Annotated in this window: 19 protein-coding genes, 1 tRNA gene and 3 pseudogenes; 13 read left to right on the plus strand and 10 right to left on the minus strand. The window is 68.6% G+C overall.

The window, feature by feature from the left end:
* Positions 1-87: 87 nt before the first annotated feature.
* The 6 genes and pseudogenes from ACIBTS_RS48200 to ACIBTS_RS48225 all read left to right on the plus strand — a co-directional run.
* A pseudogene (locus ACIBTS_RS48200) lies at positions 88-546 on the plus strand (transposase); the annotation flags it as partial.
* Complete coding sequence (locus ACIBTS_RS48205; protein ID WP_399328179.1) at positions 543-1,157, plus strand: AAA family ATPase; 615 nt, start codon at positions 543-545, stop codon at positions 1,155-1,157. The pseudogene ACIBTS_RS48200 and the gene ACIBTS_RS48205, both read left to right, overlap by 4 nt.
* Before the next feature lie 129 nt (positions 1,158-1,286).
* Positions 1,287-3,206, plus strand: coding sequence for a hypothetical protein (locus tag ACIBTS_RS48210; protein WP_399328181.1), 1,920 nt, complete (start codon positions 1,287-1,289; stop codon positions 3,204-3,206).
* Between the two features lie 439 nt (positions 3,207-3,645).
* Complete coding sequence (locus ACIBTS_RS48215) at positions 3,646-3,939, plus strand: Pycsar system effector family protein (protein ID WP_399328183.1); 294 nt, start codon at positions 3,646-3,648, stop codon at positions 3,937-3,939.
* Positions 3,940-3,950: 11 nt separating this feature from the next.
* Entirely contained in the window at positions 3,951-4,292 is a 342-nt protein-coding gene (locus ACIBTS_RS48220) for a hypothetical protein (protein ID WP_399328185.1), read from the plus strand.
* Positions 4,289-4,438 (plus strand): annotated as a pseudogene (locus ACIBTS_RS48225) (ATP/GTP-binding protein); the annotation flags it as partial. The gene ACIBTS_RS48220 and the pseudogene ACIBTS_RS48225, both read left to right, overlap by 4 nt.
* Before the next feature lie 294 nt (positions 4,439-4,732).
* Here ACIBTS_RS48225 and ACIBTS_RS48230 read toward each other — a convergent pair.
* A complete protein-coding gene (locus ACIBTS_RS48230; protein WP_399328187.1) occupies positions 4,733-5,653 on the minus strand; it encodes a helix-turn-helix transcriptional regulator in 921 nt (306 codons plus the stop codon).
* A 173-nt stretch (positions 5,654-5,826) separates the two neighbouring features.
* Here ACIBTS_RS48230 and ACIBTS_RS48235 point away from each other — a divergent pair, with 173 nt between their 5' ends.
* On the plus strand, positions 5,827-7,173 hold the full coding sequence (locus ACIBTS_RS48235) for an aldehyde dehydrogenase family protein (RefSeq protein ID WP_399328189.1): 1,347 nt from the start codon (positions 5,827-5,829) through the stop codon (positions 7,171-7,173).
* Between the two features lie 942 nt (positions 7,174-8,115).
* Positions 8,116-9,015, plus strand: a complete 900-nt coding sequence (locus ACIBTS_RS48240; RefSeq protein WP_399328191.1) for a hypothetical protein — start codon at positions 8,116-8,118, stop codon at positions 9,013-9,015.
* Here the strand turns inward: ACIBTS_RS48240 and ACIBTS_RS48245 are convergent.
* Positions 8,929-10,626 carry an IS1182 family transposase gene (locus tag ACIBTS_RS48245; protein ID WP_399328193.1) on the minus strand — a complete coding sequence of 566 codons (1,698 nt, stop codon included), beginning with the start codon at positions 10,624-10,626 and terminating at the stop codon, positions 8,929-8,931. The two genes, ACIBTS_RS48240 and ACIBTS_RS48245, sit on opposite strands and share 87 nt — an antisense overlap.
* 216 nt (positions 10,627-10,842) lie before the next feature.
* On the opposite strand from ACIBTS_RS48245, the gene ACIBTS_RS48250 reads away from it, so the two are divergent.
* Complete coding sequence (locus ACIBTS_RS48250; RefSeq protein WP_399328195.1) at positions 10,843-11,445, plus strand: hypothetical protein; 603 nt, start codon at positions 10,843-10,845, stop codon at positions 11,443-11,445.
* A 78-nt stretch (positions 11,446-11,523) separates the two neighbouring features.
* Entirely contained in the window at positions 11,524-12,093 is a 570-nt protein-coding gene (locus ACIBTS_RS48255) for a hypothetical protein (protein ID WP_399328197.1), read from the plus strand.
* Here the strand turns inward: ACIBTS_RS48255 and ACIBTS_RS48260 are convergent.
* The 3 genes from ACIBTS_RS48260 to ACIBTS_RS48270 form a co-directional block, all read right to left on the minus strand.
* Positions 12,075-12,659, minus strand: a complete 585-nt coding sequence (locus tag ACIBTS_RS48260) for a YrhB domain-containing protein (protein WP_399328199.1) — start codon at positions 12,657-12,659, stop codon at positions 12,075-12,077. The two genes, ACIBTS_RS48255 and ACIBTS_RS48260, sit on opposite strands and share 19 nt — an antisense overlap.
* Before the next feature lie 168 nt (positions 12,660-12,827).
* A tRNA-Gln gene (locus ACIBTS_RS48265) sits at positions 12,828-12,900 on the minus strand.
* 78 nt (positions 12,901-12,978) lie between these two features.
* Complete coding sequence (locus ACIBTS_RS48270; protein ID WP_399328201.1) at positions 12,979-14,352, minus strand: hypothetical protein; 1,374 nt, start codon at positions 14,350-14,352, stop codon at positions 12,979-12,981.
* 323 nt (positions 14,353-14,675) lie between these two features.
* Here ACIBTS_RS48270 and ACIBTS_RS48275 point away from each other — a divergent pair, with 323 nt between their 5' ends.
* The 3 genes from ACIBTS_RS48275 to ACIBTS_RS48285 all read left to right on the plus strand — a co-directional run bounded on the left by ACIBTS_RS48275 (position 14,676) and on the right by ACIBTS_RS48285 (position 16,002).
* A complete protein-coding gene (locus ACIBTS_RS48275) occupies positions 14,676-15,239 on the plus strand; it encodes a hypothetical protein (protein ID WP_399328203.1) in 564 nt (187 codons plus the stop codon).
* Between the two features lie 4 nt (positions 15,240-15,243).
* Entirely contained in the window at positions 15,244-15,528 is a 285-nt protein-coding gene (locus ACIBTS_RS48280) for a hypothetical protein (RefSeq protein ID WP_399328205.1), read from the plus strand.
* A 111-nt stretch (positions 15,529-15,639) separates the two neighbouring features.
* On the plus strand, positions 15,640-16,002 hold the full coding sequence (locus tag ACIBTS_RS48285; RefSeq protein ID WP_399328207.1) for a hypothetical protein: 363 nt from the start codon (positions 15,640-15,642) through the stop codon (positions 16,000-16,002).
* A 106-nt stretch (positions 16,003-16,108) separates the two neighbouring features.
* Here ACIBTS_RS48285 and ACIBTS_RS48290 read toward each other — a convergent pair whose 3' ends face one another.
* The 5 genes and pseudogenes from ACIBTS_RS48290 to ACIBTS_RS48310 form a co-directional block, all read right to left on the minus strand.
* Positions 16,109-16,960, minus strand: a complete 852-nt coding sequence (locus ACIBTS_RS48290) for an ABC transporter permease (RefSeq protein ID WP_399328209.1) — start codon at positions 16,958-16,960, stop codon at positions 16,109-16,111.
* Positions 16,957-17,928, minus strand: coding sequence for an ABC transporter ATP-binding protein (locus tag ACIBTS_RS48295; protein ID WP_399328211.1), 972 nt, complete (start codon positions 17,926-17,928; stop codon positions 16,957-16,959). The genes ACIBTS_RS48290 and ACIBTS_RS48295 overlap by 4 nt, the downstream gene beginning before the upstream one ends.
* Before the next feature lie 208 nt (positions 17,929-18,136).
* Positions 18,137-18,688, minus strand: a complete 552-nt coding sequence (locus ACIBTS_RS48300; RefSeq protein ID WP_399328213.1) for a GNAT family N-acetyltransferase — start codon at positions 18,686-18,688, stop codon at positions 18,137-18,139.
* Between the two features lie 579 nt (positions 18,689-19,267).
* Positions 19,268-19,675: pseudogene (locus ACIBTS_RS48305) on the minus strand (transposase family protein); the annotation flags it as partial.
* Positions 19,676-19,809: 134 nt separating this feature from the next.
* Positions 19,810-20,163: a hypothetical protein gene (locus tag ACIBTS_RS48310; RefSeq protein ID WP_399328215.1), complete on the minus strand. Its 354-nt coding sequence runs from the start codon at positions 20,161-20,163 to the stop codon at positions 19,810-19,812.
* Positions 20,164-20,216 lie beyond the last annotated feature (53 nt).

The following is a 20,216-nucleotide window of genomic DNA, read 5'->3' on the forward strand; positions in this document are numbered from 1 at the left end:
CCACCACCCGCTACCGCACCGGCGCCGATCTCCTCACTGCCGCGCAGAGCGAACACGACACACCGACAGGTTGATCCTTGACGGCTTCACAAGGCCCGCAACGTCACGAACTGCCTGCCGAAGTCCGCGCAGCCGGGCGCGACGAAGGCCATGCAGGAGATCTACAACGCCGAGGACCGCGCCCACGCGGAGAAAGCGATCGATGCGTTCGCCCGCACCTACGGCACCAAATGGCCCAAGGCCGTCGCGAAGATCAACGACGACCGGGAGGAACTGCTGGCGTTCTACGACTTCCCTGCCGAGCACTGGATCCACCTGCGGACCACGAACCCCATCGAGTCGACGTTCTCCACGGTCAAGCTCCGCACCAAGGTCACTCGCGGGGCCGGCAGCCCCGCCGCGGCACTCGCGATGGTGTTCAAGCTCGTCGAGTCCGCTCAGGCCCGCTGGCGCGCGATCACCGGCGCCCACCTGGTGCCCCTTGTCCGTGCGGGAGCCAAATTCGAAAGCGGAGTGCTGGTCGAACGTGGCACGGTGGCGGCATGAACCCGCCGTCCCTGTCTCGGACGTCCCCTCACCGCGGTCAGGTGATCGTCCTGACCGGGCCGCCTGGAGCCGGCAAGAGCACCGTGGCGCAACTGCTGGCAGATCACCTGACTCCCAGCGTGCACCTGCACAGCGACGACTTTTGGCGCTATATCAAGCAGGGCTGGATCGCGCCTTACCTGCCCGAGGCACACGAGCAGAACCAGGTGGTTCTGCAGGTACTGGTCTCGGCAGCGTTCGGCTACGCCGAGGGCGGATACCAGGTGATCTGCGACGGCATCGTCGGGCCCTGGTTCATCGACCTCTTCCGTGTGACGGCCCGGGAGCGGGCCCTGCCGCTGAGCTACGTCATCCTCCGGCCGGACCAACACACCACGCTGGAACGGGCAACAAGCCGGACCGACGACGCTTTGACCGACCCCGAGCCGATTCGCTCACTGCACGGCCAGTTCAGCAACCTGGGTGCCTATGAGGCCCACGTCCTGGATTCCACTACCCTGACCGCTCAGGCAACCGCCGACAGCATCCTGCAAGGCGTCGCGAGGGGCTCCTACCTCCTCAATCCGAGCGACAGCACCACCGATGCGAACGACTCGATCCACAACTCTTGACAATGGCTCCTCGAGCCGCCCGGGCGGGGCCGAACGGCATCGCAGCCAATGACGTGTACGCGGGTGTGGGCCGGTTGCGCCTGGGCTGAGGGCCTTGTCCCACCGCGAGTCGGCGGGGATCATGACCGCGTGCAACGCCGAGAGGAACTCCACGAACTGCTCCCATGCGCCGGACTCACGGTTGTCGAGGACGTGCGCCCGGGCAGTCTGTTCCCGCCGGAAGCCGGCTGGCGGATCGCACGGGGGATCGCGGCGCCGGACGGCGCGGTCGGGGAAGCGCTCGACGCCGAGTGGTGGCGCCGCCTTGCAGGTGCCGACGGCGAGTTCCTGGTGACCGTCCTCGGACACCGGATTGGCGGCAACGACTCCTGGTGGACCCGGGTCCGCTCCGCCGGCGACGGTGTGCCGGGGCTGACAGGTGACCCCGGGTTCGTGGCGCTCTCCCTCGACGGGCAGGTGCTGCTGGCGGAGGTGCCCGGCGCGGACGGGCCTCGGGTGACGGCCCTCGACCGACTGCCGGAGCGGCTGGAGGAGGCCGCCGAGGCCGCCGGCCGCGAGACGGAGGTCGAGCGCGCCGAGGTGTGGGCGGCGGTGCCCTGCCAGCCAACATGGCCTTTGCACTGGGCGGAGGGGATCGGGTCCAATCCGGCCGCGCCGGACGAGCTGCTGATCCGGCTGCTGGATGTGGAGGTGGGCTTCCTGCACGGCTGCGACCGGCCCGCCGTACTCGACGCCGCCGTGGCGCATCCCGATCCGCGGGTGCGCTCGAGGCCCGCGGACACCTTCCGGCCCAAGCTCACGTCCGATCAGTGGGTACGCCTGGTCCGCGCCGAACCGTCGCCGAGCCGGCGAGTGCTCTGGGCCGAGCATGCCTGCGCCTGGGGCGTCAAACTCCCCGGGGACCTGTACGACGACCTCCTCGCCGGCCCGTCCCGCGCTCAGGCCGCCGAACTCCCGGGGCTCCCCGCACACCACCTCCCCAGCCTCGCGGCCGACGCCGATCCCCGGGTGCGGGCGACTGCCTGCGCCCGGTGGGAAGACCTCGCCGCGCCGCTGCGGGCGCGACTGCTGGCCGACACCGACGACACGGTGCTTACGGCGGCGCTGCTCGCCCACCACACCGGCGTCCCCATGCCTCACGAGGTCTTTGCCGCGCTGCCCGCGCCCCGGCGCGCGCTCGAACAGTGCCGTCTCTCGCCCGAGCTGGAGGCGGAGCTGGTCCGGGACGGAGACGCGAAGGTACGCCGAGCACTGGCCGCCAACCCGGCGCTCAGTGCCCACAGCGTCGCCGTCCTGGCGGAGGACCCATACGACGACATCCGCTCGGCGGTGGCACTGCGGCCCGACCTCAACGAGGAACAGCGTGCCGCGGTGCGCTACGACTTCGACCCGACGTCGATGTCGCGCACTCTGCCCTGGGTCGAGGGCCTGCACGGTGACGCCGACGCGATGCGCCGCCTCGCCGTATCGTCCCATCCGCTCATCCGCCGAAGCGTGGCCCGTGCCCGGCATCTTCCACCGGACGTCGTGGAGCGTCTGGCCCGGGACGAGGACCGGACGGTCCGCCTGTTCCTCGCCGAATCGTGCGATGACGCCCCGGCCGAGATGCTGCTGGAGGTCTGGCGCTGGTGGGACGGCAGCTTCACTCACCCCGACCGCCCCCGCAGCCACCCCAACTTCCCCCGTACGGGCCTGCTGCGCTATGCCAGCGACCCCGGTGGGCGGATGCGCCGCCTGGCCCTGGACGATCCGGAGTCCACGCCTGCCGACGTCGCACGCCTCGCCCGCGACCCAGAAGCCGAGGTGCGCCGCCGCGCGGCCGAGGACAGCCGGCTGTCACCGGCCGACGCGGTGCGGCTGCTGAACGACCCAGCGGCCCACGTCCGCGGGACCGCGATGCGCAATCCGCGGCTGCCAGCCCGCGTCCTTGCCGGACTGCTGCACGACCGCGACACGGCATGCGCGGCGGTCACCAATCCGGCGATCCCGGTCCCCGTCCTGCACCGCATCCTGGCCGCGGCCGCGGCAGCCGTGGCAGCCCGGCGCTGAACACCGCCATCCCGCCGGGCGGCCGTGGCGGTCTGACTCTGAACTCCGGCACACCCCCGCCCGGGCGGCTCGAGCTGGCCCCACTGGTGCAGCAGAGGCTTTCGCTGGCTGCGGCAGAGACCGGGCCATGCTGGCACGGGGCCGCTTCGAGTCGTCATGCCGGGGCCGTTTGACGACGCCGTAGCCACGTCGCGCCTTGACGGCCGGCCGTAGGGGAAGTAGCCGAGAGCCCGCCGACCCCACAGCCGTAGCGAGCGAACCCACGTCAGACTCAACGCCGTAGAGGCAGGATCGCCACCAGTTCCCAGGCAGAGCCCTCCGAGATTCAGCGAACTCGTCGGTTTCCGGACGCACGGACGGAAAGGCATCCCTGCTGCTCGCCTTCAACGGCGCCGTCCTCGCCGGCCTCGCTTCCATCGCCGACAAGGACCTGCCGCCGGTGACGAAGGTCTTCGGCGCGCTCGCCGTGCTCGCCCTGGGCGCAGCCGCCGTGCTGCTCCTCCTGGTGGTCAGGCCCCGCTTACGCGGCGACGACCGGGCGTCCTTCCCGTACTGGGCACGCTTGGACGACGACGAGATCCGCGCCTGCATGGACGGCGACACCCGGGCCTCCCGCGTCCGAGTCCTGTCCAACCTCGCCGTACGGAAGTTCACGCACCTGCGACGTGCGGTCGACCTGTCGCTGGCCGCGCTGGTCCTGCTCGCGCTGGCCTCCGCCGGCCTCGCGCTGTGACGGTGCCCGCAATGCCCCGCACGCGACTCGATCGCGTCCGCGCCTCCATCGGCATCGCCCAACTCGCCCTCCAGCAGCTCGAGGACGACCTCACCGCCGACGACGTCGACCAGGTGGAGCTCGCCGCGATCCTGCGCGAACTCATCGAAGACACCGACCAGCCCGCCGGACTCATCCCGGCCCTCGCGCAGATGGTCACCGCCGCGGCGCGCCGGGCTGCGCAGATCGAGCCCGACCGCGACGGCGACGCCTCCTGCCCGCTGCACGAGGCCGCCGCCCTGATCACCGACAACGCCGGGCAGCTCCTGATCTGGGCAGCCCGCGCCCTTCACCCCCAAGGAGAAGCCGAATGACCGCCCCTCTCTACCCGGACCTGCCCGAGAACGCGCTCCTGGTGCTGATCGGAGCATCCGGTGCTGGCAAGTCCACGCTCGCTGGCACCTGGCCGGAGCACCAGGTCGTCAGCCTCGACAAGCTCCGGGGCGTCGTGGCCGACGACTTCTCTGTCAAGTTCAGCGTGTTGAGACATGGTCAGCCAACTGCCGCAGTGAGCCGGCTACGGAAGGAGAACAGCGAACTGCGCCGTACTCTCGCTCTGTACGAGGAGGCCATCCGCCAGCTGGCCATCGAAAACGACGCACTGCGCAGCGGCGGCACCGTTCTTCCACTGCCCAACCGCAGCACGCCCGCGCCACCCGGGCCGTCCTGAATGCGACACCCCCGCAGGCGCCTGGCGTGGATAAGGTCGCTGGGCGTGGCGCTCAGCCGACTACCGGTGATCAAGGGGAGTTGATCAAGCCGTGCGTGCCGACGGCGTGCTCGTTCCTGCCCGGGTCGCGTCCGCGCCCCAGCTGGCCAGCAGTCGCAGAGCCTCCGCCGACGGGGAGTTCGGTTCGGCGTGGTAGGTCACCAGCATCTGCTCGTGGTCGTCGGCCTGGTGGAACGACTCGAGGCGGAGGTCGAGTTCGCCGACGAGCGGGTGGTGCAGGCGCTGGATACCGTGGCACTTCTCCTTGACGTCGTGGGTGGCCCACAGCCGCCGGAACTCCTCGCTCTTGACGGAGAGTTCGCCCACCAGCGCGGACAGTCGGGGGTCGTTGGGATGGGAGCCGGCGTCCATGCGCAGCTGAGCGACGACGTCGCTGGCTTTGTGCTCCCAGTCCACGAACAGGTCGCGGTACTCGGGCCTCAGGAACACCAGCCGCGCCCAGTTCTGCTCCCTGGCCGGCAGCTCGGCCCAGTCGCCGAAGACCGCCGCGGCCATCCGGTTCCAGACGAGGATGTCCGAGCGCCGCCCCACGAGGATCGCCGGAACACCGTCCATGGTGTCCAGCAGCGTCCGCAGGGGGCCCCGTACCTGCTGGGTGCGGCCGGCCGGCTTCTTCTTCTGTTTCGGCTTCGCCAGGTGCGTGAGGTGGGCGTGCTCGGCGTCGCTCAGCCTGAGGGCGCGGGCGATGGCGTCGAGGACCTCCGGCGACACGTGCCGCCCGTTGCCCTGCTCCAGGCGTGTGTAGTACGCCACGGACACCCCGGCCAGCTGCGCCAGCTCCTCGCGGCGCAGCCCCGGTACCCGCCGGTATCGCCCGTAGTCCGGCAGTCCCACGTCCTCCGGCTTCAGCCGGGCCCGGCGGGTGCGCAGGAACTCACTGAGCTCGGCACGCGGGTCCAGAGCGCCGGCGGCCAGCTCGTGCACCGGTTCGGGGTATTCGTCCATGCCTCGAGTATCCACGGTCGCACGCACACCTTCCTGACCCAACCAGTGGTAGGCACCGCGCACGTACGCAAAGCCGTGACCTGGGTGGATGCCGGATCGTCCAGCACGCTGGCCACTGTGCCCGGCTAGAAGACGGCCGGGGCGTGGCCCGGATCAAGAACGGAGTACATCCCATGAGCGCAACACAGGGGATCGAGTCGAGGACGCACCAGAGCGAGACGGCTGCGGAGGTGGTGGGCCGCCTTCGTGCGACGTTCAACACCGGTGTCACCCGCCCATTGGACTGGCGCGTCGACCAGCTGCGGCGGCTGCGGGCCCTGCTGGTGGAGAACGAGCAGGAGCTGCTCGATGCGCTCTGGGCGGATCTGAGGAAGAACGCCGTCGAGGCGAAAATGCAGGAGATCGACTTCACCGTCGCCGACATCGACGAGGCACTGGCGAACCTCGAGAGCTGGCTTGAGCCCCGCCCAGTGGAGGTTCCTGCCCACTTCGGTCCCACGACCACGGCCTACACCACGTACGACCCGCTCGGGGTCGTGCTGGTGATCGCTCCGTGGAATTTCCCGCTGCACCTTCTCATCGACCCCATCATCGGCGCGCTGGCCGCCGGGAACACCGTGGTGGCCAAGCCGAGCGAGATGTCGGTGCACACCTCGGCGGTCGCTTCCCGCCTGCTGCGTGAGTACTTCGACGCCGACGTGCTCACCGTGGTCGAGGGGGGCGCCGAGGAGACCACGGCCCTGCTGGCGCAGCGTTTCGACCAGATCTTCTACACGGGCAATGGCACGGTCGGCCGGATCGTCATGGCAGCGGCAGCCAAGAACCTCACCCCGGTCACGCTTGAGCTCGGGGGCAAGTCGCCGGTCTTCGTGGCACCCGACGCCGACGTGGACGAGACCGCGAAGCGGCTGGTCGGCGCCAAGTTCGGCAACGCGGGGCAGCAGTGCATAGCCCCCGACTACGTACTGGCCGATCCGGCCACCGCCGCCGCACTGGTTCCCGCCCTGCGCGCGGCGGTCGACGCCCAGTTCGGCTCCACCCCGCAGACCTCAGCCGGTTTCGGCCGGATCATCAACGAGCGGCATTTCGACCGGCTCACCCGTCTGCTGGATTCCGGCCGGGCGGCGGTGGGAGGCCAGCACGACCGTGACGACCTGTTCATCGCACCGACGGTGCTCACCGATGTCGACCCCGCATCGCCCATCATGCAGGAGGAGATCTTCGGTCCGATCCTCCCCGTCGTCGAAGTCGAAGACCTCGATGCCGCCATCGCCTTCATCAACGAACGCGACAAGCCCCTCGCCCTCTACGCCTTCACCACCTCCGAGGACATCAAGTCGCGCCTCGTGAAGGAGACGTCCTCCGGCGGCGTCGCCTGGGGCCAGCCGGTGATACAGCTGCTCATGCCGGGACTGCCTTTCGGCGGCGTCGGCGAAAGCGGCTTGGGCCGGTACCACGGCCGGTACTCCCTGGAGACGTTCAGCCACCTCAAGGCCGTCGCGGACGTGCCGCTCAGCTAGGCCCGAGCTTTCGTGGAGCAGGCTGTCCGAGGGGCGATCGGCCGGCGGAAGGCCTCAGGCCGGTGAGGATGAGGAGCGCTGAGATCGCTGTTCCCGCCACCGCCGGAAAGCGCGTTCCAGGTGAAGCCGTGTATCGGTCCTTCGCGGGGGCGCGTCGAGGGAGTCGGTCGCGGCGCGGGGTGCAGACACCGATCCGTACCGACTTCGGCGGCGGCACCCGTGACTTCGTCACCTGGCTGACTGCTGATCGTGCGCAAGCAGCGAACGCCCGTACTGCGGCGGGCAGTTGCGCTTGACCGGCGTCGACGCCGACGGCATGCGGCTCTCGCCGCGTTCGCCGCCAGCACCACCCACACCCCTATCGCGGTCGTGCAGCCGCGTCACCGTCAGCGGGCCCGCGCCTGCCCGAGGACCGCATCCGCGCCTCCGCCGGGACAGCGTGGACCCCCTGCGTCGCAGGCCTTCATCCCATTCTCCTCCGTATTGCAGAAAGAAACCCATGACTGCCAACGTTTCAGAAGTTTCACCCGTCCCGTCGCTTTTCTCCCCCGTCTCGCTCGGGAAGATCGAGCTCGCTGTCACGACCAGCCGTAAGTGAGGTCTGCGTCGACTATTCGAGAGCCTCTGGCCTGTGGCATCTCGACTAGGGCCGGACAACTCATTGAAACGCCTGACCTGCTGCTTCTCTGATTCGAGGCCCTCTGACCTGGCGCGCCGCAACTTGATCCGGACACACATCAACTGCTCTCGGACGCGGTATGAGGCAGCGGTCGAGAAGGCTTTTGGGGTCCTGCGGTTTGCCGGTGGGCGGGCGAGAGCCTGTAGCCCCCGCCCGACTGCCGGTGGGTGCGAGGGCTTCCGACTTGCCTTGCTTGCGGAGATGATCGGCTGAGTATGCGATGGCCGCAAAGGCGGCGCCCCGACGGCTGGGAGATCGTTTCAGTGCCTGACCTGCCTGCCCCGAGCTCGACGGGTGTCCGTATTGCTGGTGACCGCTATCAGTGGCTGGCTGCGTGGCAGGGGTGTGTCGCCGCTGTCCGGGATGCGGCGCTGCGTGTGTCCAACCCGGTGGTGGCGGTGGGCGTCGAGGTCGAGGACGCGGGGAACCTGGACGACGTCGTCTTGTACCGGCAGGTGCCGCCGCACACCTACATGCAGGTCAAGTACGCCGCGGACAGCTCTACCCCGGTCAACGAGGACTACCTGCTCAAGCTCAGCGATCGCGGCGGCCCGTCGATCCTGTGGAAGATGGCGCAGGCCTGGGAGAAGCTCACCGAGGACGGTACTCCGGTCGATCTTGCGTTGCTGAGCAACCGGTCCCCGGATGCGGAAGACCCGCTGATCTCGCTGCGGGACTCCCGCACTCAGCTTCTTGTGCCGCAGGCGGCGCAGCAGGGCGCGGGCTCGAAGAGGGAGAAGGCGCGCAGGCGTTGGGCCGACGGCGCCGGGCTGAGTGAGGAGAGGCTGCTGGAGCTGTTGAAGGTGCTGCGCTTCGATCTGGCGCGAGACGTGACGCATCTGCATGAGCACTTGCAGATGCTGATGTTTGCCGCAGGGCTGCGGTTCAGTGAGGAGGCCATGCACTCCGGCGCGGACCTGGGTGGCCCGTCAAGTCGCCGACGGGCAGCGCCGCTTGTCCCTGGCGGACATCAGGGAGGCGATCCGGGCTCTGCGCCTGGAAGCCGGCTCATCGCGTCCGGTGCTGTCCATCGCCACCCTGACTTGACTTTGTCGGGGATCTTGGAGCGGTCGAGTTCAACTGCCCAGCGTTCGCCAGGACTTCGACCGGGGGATGTCGTGCTGGTCCAGGAAGGTCTGGAAGGCGGTCGGTGGCCGTGGTGAGGGGGTTTCCTCAGTCGGTGGCAGGCTGCTGAGGCGTTCGATGTTCACGGCGATGGCCGTGAGTACGTGTTGCAGATGGGTTTTCGGCTGTCCCCGGTAGCGGCAGTGGCGCATGCCGTGTCCATGGGCGAACTCGTTGATGGTGCCCTCGACTCCGGAGTGGACCGCGTACCGGGTCTTCCAGTCGGGGGTCTGCTGTTCGGCGCGGACGCGGAGTTGCAGGTCGCGGAGTTCTCGTGGGGGAAAGCCCAGAGTCCGGGCGCTGTCGGCTGTGGTGGTGCACCGGGTGCGGACTGGGCAGGGGCGGCACTGGCTTTTGGTGAACCGTGCCACGATCAGTGGGGCGGCGGTGGGCGAGGAGGTCGGGTAGGGGCCGTGCCAGTTCTTGCTGACCTGGCCCTGGGGACAGGTGACCTGCCAGCGGTCGAAGTCGATGTGGAAGTCGTCCCGGCCGAAGCCCTCGTTCTTACGGTGCTGGCGGGTGGGGTTGCCCGGCAGTGGACCGCTGACGGTGACCTGGTGTTCGTGCTCGGCCCGCTCCAGGTGGACCAGGGAGGTGTAGCCGCCGTCGGCCAGGTGCTCGGCCGGCAGCAGCCCGCGACGCGCCAGACGGGTGTGGATACCGGGCAGGGCCTGGCCGTCGTTGGTGGCGGCCGACGTGGTGGCCACGTCCGTGATCACGTTGACGCTGTCGGAGGCACACGTCTCGGTGACATGCGCGGCGAACCCCTTCCATCTGATGATGTGCCCATGGCGGACGTAGCGGGCCGTGATGTCGTAAGGGGAGTCGATCGCCGAGGAAGAAGGCGGTAGCCCGCTGTCGTCGGCGGTGCGCCAGCGCAGGCGGCCTGCCGCGTCGCGGTAGTAGTTCTGCACGACGATCTGCCGCAGGGCCTCGGCCTGCGGGCCGGGACGGTAGCCGGATCCGTGCCGGTGGAGATGCTCCAGCAGCCGACAGGCGTCGTCGCCGGCGGCGAGGATCCTGGTCTTGGGCCGGGTGGGATTCTTGCCCAGGCGGACCGGACGGCCGTAGCGGTGCCCCCACTCTTCGTCGACCAGGCCGACCAGCAGGTGCCCGGCCGTGCGGGCGACTTCTTCCAGCGCGGCGCGGACGGCCTCGGTGACCAGTTCCAGCCGGGTCAGGTCGCGTACAGCGGCCAGGACATGGGTGGAGTCAGTGCGCTGCGTGGTGCGCTCGCGTACAAGTCCGGCCTCTTTCAGGCGGGCGAGCGCGAGGTCGAGAAGTCGGTCGGCGCGGTCGTCCTGAGCCAGGCGCTTGCGGAAGTCGGCCAGCACGCTGTGGTGGAAGCCGGGATCGTCCAGCTCCATGGCCAGGGCGTATTTGAAATCGATGCGGCAGCGGACCGCTTCTGCTGCTTGCCGGTCCGACAGACCCAGCAGGAACTGCAGCACGCAGACAGTGGCCAGCTGGGCGGGCGAAAGACCGGGACGGCCGTCGCGCGGGCACCAGTCGGCGAAGTCCTCGTCGTGCCACAGCCCGTCCAACCGGTCCCGCACCCATATCGCCGTCGTGCCGTCCGGGTTGCTCTCCCGCGCGATCTGCGCGGTCAGAGAAGGGACTTGCTCACCGGAACGGGAACGGAGGGACAATGCACACCCCAACAACTACATCGGCCCGCGGAACAGCCCCGAGCATGCCCGTTGATCATGCTCCCGCACCGGGAAACGACAAGATCCCCGACAAAGTCAAGCTGAGAAGTTGTTGCCTTTCCGGACTTGAGGACTGCGTTTCTGCTGGTGGGGCATAGGTCGGCGGTCTCGTGGGAGTAGTGGCGTGTCATGTTGTCGCTCCCCGGGAGGTCGTGGATGCCGTCGGTTGTTGGACTGCTGGAACAGTACGAGTTCGCTGCTCGCCGTCGTGTTGACGGGCTGCGGGAGGAGGCCGATCGAATCCAGGCCGAGTTGGCCGCGGCCGAGCAGGAGTGGCAGGAGTGGGTGATCGCCCGCAGGCGAGTCGATGACGTGCTGACTGCGGACACCGGCACCGCGGCCGTGGAGGTCGCCCAGGAAGCGCGGGACACGGATGCGCGGGCGACCGTCCGGGATGCGGCGAAGGTGAAGTCGCAGGTGTCCGTGTGGCGTGAGGGTCTGGCCTGGTCGGTGTTGTCGGCGGACTACCAGCGCATTCTGCAGGTGGCAGCCGACCGGGCCCGGCTCGGGCAGGGGCCGGTGACCTGCCAGGAGATGGCCGCCGCGTTCGGCATGGACGTGGTGCTGGCACGGGTGGAGGCTCTGCGGTCGAAGGCGAAGCGCCTGGTCGCGCGCGGCTGGCTGGCCGAGCCGGCCGCGGGCCGGTTCACGCCCGCCCACGGTGTGGCCGGGCCGGCAGACCCCAACGCAAAGGACTGGACGAACTTCGTCAAACGCGACTGGACCGGCTACATCAGCAGCCGGCGAAGTGACAGCTAAGAAGTCGGTGTCTCTCGTTCGTGAGCGCCGGCATCATGGTCGTCGGTAGGTTCATGCGCGAGAGGACGAGTGCGACGGGTGTCTGGAGACGGGCAGGCGGATCTGACGGAGCTGTGGCAGCAGCGTTGGCCCAGTTGCCCGCCGGTTGGGTACAAGCTCCGGGGCCCGTATCGGGATGTCTGGGTACGTCTTCACAGCCTGCCGGAATCGAAGCGGTATGCGGAGGACGAGAGCGAGTACACCGTCGTCCTGGAGCGTTACAACACCGTCCTCGATGAGCTGTTCGCTGGTGCGGACGTGTATGTGATCACACCGCTCTGGACGACCGAAGCAGAGGTTCCACCATCGCAGGCCGTCACCGGGTATTGGCAGAGCCTGCTGGTGGAGGACGATCCTGACCCTGCGTTCCGCACGTACTGCCACCTCTTCGCCGCCCGCCGGCCCTGGCGGCGTGGCTGCATCGACGAGTTGCTCCGAGACATCGCCGACGACAAGGTGGCGGGCGTCCTCATCACCGACACCCGGATGCAGCGCATCCACCACCCCTACGACGGTGGCGCCGACGTTTTCCTCGCCACGTCCGAGGAACGGGACCGGGTGCGCGACCGGCATGCCGACTGGCTTTCCCGTCACCCCTCGGGTCTCTGACCGGCTCGGATCTCCGCCCCGCTCGGAATCGTCTCCACTGCAAGTACCGGGTTGAGAGGCTCCACGAGCTCTTTGGTGGCGACGGCCACGAGACGCGCGGGCGCATCACCGTCCAGCAAGGCGCTCACATATTCGATGGCCTCCGCAGGCGAGAACATCGGCAGCCTCTGGCGCAGTGTCCGCACAGCGTGCACGCGTCCGCGTGCAGCGGCGACTTCGCACAGCGCATCGTGTAGATCGTCTACTGCGGTACGCACCGGCAGCCCACGTATCCGGGCTCGATAGTCGGCCTCCCACTCCCCGGTTACCGCGGAGACGACGCCAACCCGGTGCAGTCCACCGTCGACACGGTCGACCAGGTAAGGCCCGTTACCGGCCAGCATGAACTCCGGGTTCCGGGTGAGCACGAACTCCTCGGAGGTCCAGGAGACGATCCACACCAGCTCGTGCTCCTCGACGTCGACCACAGCCATCCGCATCGCGTCCACACCCGCAGCCCGCCACTGCTGATAGTCGCGCTCCAGCTGGTCCTCGACAGCCTGAACGGCGGCCTCTCGCTCGATCACGCATGCAGCTTCCCGCGCCGGCCCCTCTCTCGACCAGCGAATTTGCACGTCCCAGGGGCGCGTACGAGGCGTCTGACGGACCTTCTTGGCCAGGAATACGGCAGCAACGGAACAGTGCTCTGCGCCAGTAAGCCGGGGACGTTGTGTTCTGGGAGGTATGCGGAGAGGCGACGAGGGCAGGATTCGAACCTGCGTCCACCCGGGATCAGAGCCGGGCGCTCCTCCGCAGAGCTTCCTCGTCGCCACCGTGATCATTGCTTGGGCCGCTGTGCGGGTCAACTGATTTGCAGGGGCGGACACGCGCGGGGATTGCCGTCGGTCACGTCCACTCCTGAGCGGCAACACGCTTCCCCTTGCCGGAGAAGACTCCTGCCGAACGGAGAGCGCTGGCCATGAGCGGGTCGGCGACGGCGACGCCGTGTACCAGCTCGGGTGTCCGCCGGAAGGCGACGGCCTCAGCCGCTGGCCTGGGAGCCGTCCAGGCGCCGGCTATCGGGTCCACCCGATGCCGGGCGCAAGCTGCTTCGACGAGCGAACGTGGGCATTCCTTCTCACCCCGCAGTACTTCCCAGGGCAGAGGAAGGTCCGCCCAGACGTAGGTGTCCGGGTGCAGCCCGCCGCCGCTCATGCGGTGCCAGTACGCCACATCGGCCGCCATCAGGCGGGGCACCTTGCCAGGGCAAATCCGATCCAGGATCTCGTACTGCCCCAGCTTGGTTAGCAGCGCGAACCAGTGGGCCCGGGCCGTATTCCATGCCTGTGCGGCCTGGTTCCACGTCGACGAGTCATCGCCACGGCGCACGATCATCGTGTCGCGTTCCAGCGGATGCCGGTTCCAGGCGTCCTCCAGTAGACCGGCGGCCTGGCGCAGGAAGCCGTTCCACCGAACCAGCAGCTGGGTGAGGTCCTGGTCGGACACATGGGCCAACACTTCAGCTGTGGGGTGCACATGCGCGACCGCGTACCAGCAGGCCCGCTCGGGGCAATTCCTCAGGCGCTGGAACAGGGCCTCGGCGACCTCGTCGTAGACCTGACGCTGGCGACCGTGGGTGAATACGCTGCGCATGTAGCCGCGCGCCGTGACGTAGGCGATGAAGGCCGCCGTGTCCGGGTCTGTGGCGAACAGCTCGTACGGCAGGACGTGGGCGAGGGCACCTTTGCCGGTGATGGCCACTTCGCCTCGGCGCTGCTCGTGGATGAGCCGGGTCAGTTTGGCTTCCATCCGGCGCAGTAGTCGGAAACGCTTGTTGTACTGGCGTTTGGAAATCTCCCCGAGGCCCGCCGCCGTGCGCTCGGTCCGGTTGAGGCGGTCCATGCCGAAGTCGTTCTGCCCGTACGAGCGGCCGATCTCCTCACCCGCTCGCCGGATCACCACCTCGATTTGGGCTGGATCATCCCCGGCGTTGTCCGGAAGGTCCGGCACGCTCATGAACAGGTTTGCCGCGCGGGCAAGCTGGCGCTGTGCGCCAACCGGACGGGCGAACTCCTCCCGCATGGAGGTATAGCCGTGCCAGAGATTGCGCAGCGAGTGCTCAGCCGCTTTGGCAAGCGCCGCCCCGGTCGCTGTATCGAGGTCAGTGCCCTGGGCGGCGTACAGATCCTGGATGAGCCGGGCCACATCTTCCGGACGCTTGCGCAGTGTGAGCGAGGCGTGCAGTTCACGGAGGAGCTGTTCGAATGTGGGCGACGGCATGAGGCTCACCTTGTCATCACCACGACTGGGTCTCCACTGCTTATCCGCACACCGCAGTCACAGAGCCGAGCTACGCAGCGTTGATCTCGGCGTACCCCTCGATGGCCGGCCTTGGATCCGAACTGCCTCGCCGCTCTGCGTTGCTTGCGCCCAGGAATACGACAGCTCAGGAACAAGTGCGCTGCGCCAGTACCGCTGCGCACCAAGGGCTCCTGCGACCCCTGCTTCTCGGGTTACGAGCCCAGCCCGGACACCTACATCACGCCCCGGCCAAGCACCTGCTGGCGGCCTGACCAACGAGTCACGTGAAGGAGAAGTCACCCATGGCACTCAGCAGCCTGTTCACCCGCCGCTCCGCCATGCCGGACCCGGCGACCTGGACCCCGGAAGGCACGACCGTCGTCCAGCGCTACCGCAACGTCCTCGGAGCGCCGGACGGCGCGGTCGTCCTCGTCTACACCCACGACAACGACCGCAACACGGCCTACTACGCGGCCGCCTGCCTCGGCTGCACTTTCCGCGTAGCCCGCAACCGGCACGGCTCCGTGCGCCTGTCCGAGAACGACGCGGCCGACCTCGCCAACACCCACGCCGCCAGCTGCCGGGCGATGAACCGCGGCGTCCCGGCCGCGCCCGACAACTACCTCGCGGCGAAGATGGTGCGCGACCGGCTGCGGAGCATGCGCGAGTACGGCACCACCAGCCCCCGCCACGTCAGCCTGAGCGACTTACACGCGGACCGCGTCGACCTCCAGCGCTCGGACGACTTCATCAAGCAGATGATGCTCCACCTGGTGAGCAGCGAGCCCGACTTCCTCACCACCGAGCCCCACGCCCGCGGAACCGGCACCTACTTCCTGCTCCAACCGCACCCGGCCCGGAGCTGACCCGGTGCGCGCCCGCACCGCCCTGCTGCTGGCTGCCGCCTTGCCGATCACGGCCACGGCGGCCGCCGTCACGCTCAAGGCCGGCCACTGGCGGCTCACCTGCTCCCGGCACGGCATCTGGCTGGAGCCGGAACCCCGGCCGCGCTGCGCCGACTGCCACGGCGCCGGCGGCTGGTGGACCAACGGCCCCTACCCGGACATGGAGGCCTGCTGGTGCTGGTCCGACCGGCGCGAGCTGCACATCCGGCTGAGGCCCCGCCCGCCGATCCCTGACGAACCCCCCTTCTGACGGCCCTCCGTGCCGCCCCGACCCGCCACCGAAGGCGCTGGCCGGGGCAGTGCGGAGGACCGGGCAGTCCAGCCCGCTCCCTCACCGCCACGCGATGAGGAGCACCGCCCCATGACCACCGCTTCCGTCCAGGCCTCCGACACGTACCTGGAGGAGCTCACCCACCGGCTCGCCGCCGACTGGCTGGCCTACCGCCATCAGCGCTGGCCCGCCTCCGTCAACCCGCACTTGTTGGTCAGCCAGAAGATCGCCCTCGACCCGGACCACCCGGCCGTGCACAGGGTCACCCTCGGCCAGGTCATCCCACCCAACGGACCGACCCTCGATAGGCTGCGCCAGGACCGCATCCTCGACGAAGCCATCGCCACCGGCGACCCGCTCAAACTCATGAGACTCTTCGGCATCACCGAACAGACCACCATGCGCTACATCGGCACCGCCTACCCGGAGCGAACCGCGAAACTGCCCAGGTAGCCGGACTCCTCTCACTCAATCGCAGTGAGAAGGGCATCCGCTGGGGCGGACGCCCTATGTCCAACGCGGCCTGACCAGGAGCCGGGTTGGCATCCCCGGCATATCACTAACCGACCCGCTGCATTGCCTTCTGGTGCCGTTCCGCCATCGCGGCCCCGGACTCGCGGCGGGCCATCCTGCGCAGGACGGATGGTGCGAGGAGCAGCCCGGCGGCTGCCCAGGCGCCCAGCACGCCCGCTGTCTCCAGGTGCCGCCAGGATTCGCCGATCTCGGCGGCGACCGCATCGGCCGGCAGCAGCGCCGAGCGGAGACCAAGGCCGAGCCAGTACACGGGGAAGATCTGCCCGACGGTCTGCAGCCACTCGGGCAGCTCGGACAGGGGGAAGTAGATCCCGGAGATCACGATGAGTCCCATTACCGGGAGCATCAGCAAGCCGACGGTGCGCGGACTGCTGACCAGTGAGCCGATGACGGCGCCGATCGGCAGGGTCGCGAGGAGACCCAGCGGCATCACCCACACCAGCGTCAGCAGCGCTCCGCCGCCCTGCCGGGCCACCCCGTCCACCAGGAACACGCCGACGGCGAAGGGGAGGGCCATGGAGACGAGAGCCGTACCCGACACCATGATGATCTTGCCGACCAGGTGGCCGACCATGCCATGCGGCACGGCCTTGGCCCGCAGCAGGGTGCCGTCCTCGCGCTCGGTCGCGAGCAGCTGTGCCGTGGTCATCATGCCGGTAAACGCGAGCGTCATGCCCAGCATGCTCGGCAGCATGAATGCGCCGGTTGAGATGCCGGCGCCCTTCAGCGGGTCGTCCTTGAGTAGGAACAGCGGCACGAGGAGCAGGACCGTCCAGAGTACGTAACCGAACACGTCCTGGCCGGTGGTGAAGGTCTGCCGGAGTTCCGTCCAGCCGCGCCGCACTCCTACTCCCGCCGCGTACCACACCGGACTCATCGCGATCCCTCCCCGAAAGCGTGCACCGTCCGATCATCGGGAACGCTCCTCGCCTCGAGCTCCCGCACCATCGTCAAGTAGGTGTCCTCCAGGCTCGCCCGGCGCACCTCCAGCCCGCCGATCGCCTCGCCGTGCTCCTCGAACAGCCGACGGACGAACCGGGTGGGCTCGGCCGTCGCCTCCTCGAAGGGCCGCCCGTCCCGCGTCCAGCGCACAGTGGCCTCGGCCGATGCCTGCCGCGACAGCTCCTCGGCCGAGCCATCGGCCACGATCCGGCCGCCGGCCAGAATCAGGATCCGGTCGGCGAGCCTCTCCGCCTCGGCAAGGTCGTGCGTGGTCAACAGGACAGTGGTGTTCTCGTCCGCCAGCCCGCGTACCAGGCCGTGGAACTCGTTCCTCGCCTCCGGGTCCAGACCCGCCGTCGGCTCGTCCAAAGACAACACCTCAGGCCTGCCTACGATGCCGACGGCCACGTCGAAACGCCTGCGTTGCCCGCCGGACAGAGTTCCGACCCGCTTGTCCGCCTGCTCGGTCAAACCCACTGGGGCGAGGAGCTCGTCAACGTCCCACGGCCGCCGCACGAGGGCGGTGGAGTACGGCGCGTAGTACGAGCCAAGATGGGCCAGCAGTTCCCGCACCCGCCACTTGCCGTGGTCGCGCCAGGACTGCAACACGATGCCCAGGCGCGCACGCCACCGCTCGTCCCCGCCAGCCGGATCTGTGCCGAGGACGGTCACGTCACCGGCCGAGCGCATCCGGAAGCCTTCCAAGACCTCGATCGTGGTCGTCTTGCCCGCGCCGTTCGGGCCGAGCAGCAGGACGACTTCGCCTCGTCGGGCCGTGAAGCCGACACCCTTCAATACGTCCTGGCTGCGGTAGCGCATCCGCAGATCCCGTACGGCGATGACCGTGTCGCTCTCTGGCGGTGGGCTGCTCCCAACCCCGGATAAGGCGTGAGCGGTCGTCATCGGTGTTCCCCCGTCCGTCTCGTGGCCCGTTCTCTGGGATCAGGGGCGGAGGCCGTGCCGACGTCCGTGGTCATGGGACGTGTCTACGGCTGTAGCTGCCACCTGGCAGCAACCGTTCGGGCCCTCCCGGACGAACACATTGCCGAACGGATCAGCTATCTCATCCCGTTCCACCGACCCGGCGAACGTCCCCGGTCAGAGCACTAGCTCAGCCGAACGGTGTGACCGAGGACCACACGCCGAACCACTGCTCGGCACCCCACTCCTCGAACCGCTCCACCTCGGTGAACCGCAGCTTCGCCGCGAGGCGCATCGAGCGGTCGTTGGCGGTCTGGGTGCAGAGGACTACCGGCTCGCCGGGGAGCGCGTCGGCGAACCAGTCGAGTGCCGCTGCGCACGCCTCGGCGGCGTACCCGAATCCCCACGCTTCCGGCAGGAACATGTAGCCGAGCTCGGCCTCCCCGGCCTCCGGACGAACGTGTCCCGGACGCTCCGCGTCGCGCCGATCGAGAAGCGTGATTGTGCCGATCATCGCTCCGTCGAGAGCGACCACGAAAAGGCCAGGGCGCCGCCCGGGTATCTCGGGCACCGCGCGTTCGAGCTCATCACGCGGGCGAGGACCACCGAGGTAGGTGCGCACCTCTGGCGAGGCGAACAGCTCGATGAACGCCGCACGGTCCCGGGCCTCGGACTCGCGGAGCACGAGCCGTTCGGTCCTGATCAGAGCAGGTGGCCAGGCGACGGGTCCGAGCTCAGTCATGGCGGGCAACCTATCGCACGCCCGTGAGCGTGATCCGAAAGGAGAAGGCCCAGTCCGGAGTCCCCCTCTCGCCGAGTCCTGATCGGTGTCGGGGCAGTCGATCTGCACACCAGCGTCGAGGAACCCATCTACCTGACTCCCCAAAAGCGGGACTCGCGTCCGAGTTCCGAGGGTGCGACCCACAGGGAACCCGCGCGTTTCCTCCCGCACCGACGGCAAAGCCTCGTTATTCTCCGAACAAATCATTGAGCCCTTTCCAACTCGCACTGAAGCTGCGAGGCGGAGCGTCTGGACGAAAACCCCTTGCGGCCAAGGGTGGTGATCGCCCTACGGTTGCTACCCGTGACCATGGAGATGCCCTACCAGCCACTTTCTATCGACCAGTCTGACGTGCACAAGTACCACCATCCGTCCTGGAACACCATCAAGGACGCCGGTTCCGCCGGGTCGTACTGTGCAGGCACGTGCACCCAGAACTTCCGGAAGGTTCCCGGGTAGACCTCGCTGTCCCTCCACTCGAGCTCGACCGTCTCGCCAGAGGGCACACCCGGCTGTAGAGCGGAATCAGGTCCGTGGATGTAGATGACGCAGCGCGGTGCTGCGGGAGACGGGCACGGCCAGCAGACCCGCGAGGCGTGCGGTCGCACGGCCGCACAACTCCCGCGCCACCTGGGATATCTGCCAGGCAAGCCGCACCGTGCGGCGCTGATGGCGACTCAGCAGTCCCGGAATCTGCTCGCGGAAGGTCTGCCTCCGGCAGCCCAGGACCGGACAGACCAGCCGCCGTGCCCGCAGGTGGACGACGACCGGGCGGCCGTCGACCGGCACGTCCGTCACCGTCCGGCGATGATACCCGTGCACCTTCGCCGTCGGCGTCTGGCACACCGGACACGCCACCGCCACATCCCGCGTGCGGGCCGTGACCACCACCGCGTCACCACAGTCCTCCACGTCCTCGACGACGAGCACCGACAACCTGGAAAACACCGTGCTGATAAGGGAGTTGACATCCATCACAAGATCATGACCGCGAATGGCTACCCGGCGTCACCACCGACTACGGGCCAGAGCCGTTGGCTGGACAGACCCTCGTTCGGGGCCACGCCTCTAGCTGTTGCGGGTCAGGACGTTGGTGACGGCGCATAGTGGTGGGCAAGATTGGTGGCGAGGTCGCGGAGGTGAGCCCTGGCTTCGGTGGGGCCGTGCACAGTGATGGCGCTCCCGAACGGCAGTAGTGCTCGCACGTCCTCCAGATGCAGGAAGCGGATCGTCACCTTGTGGCCGGTGGCGGATTCTTCATGGTCGTCCGGGACGAGTCGTTGGCCGAAGATCCGTTGCGCTCGCTCGATCTGGGCCCGGTCGATGGTGGCGCTGACCTCTATCGCGTGGTTGTGCTCCCACTGCTTCATGAGCGCTGCGGCGACGGTGGCCAGGGGGCCTTCCCCCGTGAAGGTGGGCACGCGGTTATTGATCACGCGGCGAGCGTGAGTTTAGCGGTGTGGTGTCGGTGTTCGTATTCGTTGGGGCT

It is taken from the genome of Streptomyces sp. NPDC050121, from assembly GCF_044460385.1.
GTDB lineage: Bacteria > Actinomycetota > Actinomycetes > Streptomycetales > Streptomycetaceae > Streptomyces > Streptomyces soliscabiei.

What these genes read in the sequence shown, in the direction of transcription:
- ACIBTS_RS48235 (WP_399328189.1), top strand. Translation starts at nt 5,827, where the DNA reads ATGAGCGCAACACAGGGGATCGAGTCGAGGACGCACCAGAGCGAGACG.
- ACIBTS_RS48270 (WP_399328201.1), bottom strand. Translation starts at nt 14,352, where the DNA reads ATGCCGTCGCCCACATTCGAACAGCTCCTCCGTGAACTGCACGCCTCG.
- ACIBTS_RS48230 (WP_399328187.1), bottom strand. Translation starts at nt 5,653, where the DNA reads ATGGACGAATACCCCGAACCGGTGCACGAGCTGGCCGCCGGCGCTCTG.
- ACIBTS_RS48285 (WP_399328207.1), top strand. Translation starts at nt 15,640, where the DNA reads ATGACCACCGCTTCCGTCCAGGCCTCCGACACGTACCTGGAGGAGCTC.
- ACIBTS_RS48205 (WP_399328179.1), top strand. Translation starts at nt 543, where the DNA reads ATGAACCCGCCGTCCCTGTCTCGGACGTCCCCTCACCGCGGTCAGGTG.
- ACIBTS_RS48275 (WP_399328203.1), top strand. Translation starts at nt 14,676, where the DNA reads ATGGCACTCAGCAGCCTGTTCACCCGCCGCTCCGCCATGCCGGACCCG.
- ACIBTS_RS48250 (WP_399328195.1), top strand. Translation starts at nt 10,843, where the DNA reads ATGCCGTCGGTTGTTGGACTGCTGGAACAGTACGAGTTCGCTGCTCGC.
- ACIBTS_RS48290 (WP_399328209.1), bottom strand. Translation starts at nt 16,960, where the DNA reads ATGAGTCCGGTGTGGTACGCGGCGGGAGTAGGAGTGCGGCGCGGCTGG.
- ACIBTS_RS48220 (WP_399328185.1), top strand. Translation starts at nt 3,951, where the DNA reads ATGCCCCGCACGCGACTCGATCGCGTCCGCGCCTCCATCGGCATCGCC.
- ACIBTS_RS48295 (WP_399328211.1), bottom strand. Translation starts at nt 17,928, where the DNA reads ATGACGACCGCTCACGCCTTATCCGGGGTTGGGAGCAGCCCACCGCCA.
- ACIBTS_RS48300 (WP_399328213.1), bottom strand. Translation starts at nt 18,688, where the DNA reads ATGACTGAGCTCGGACCCGTCGCCTGGCCACCTGCTCTGATCAGGACC.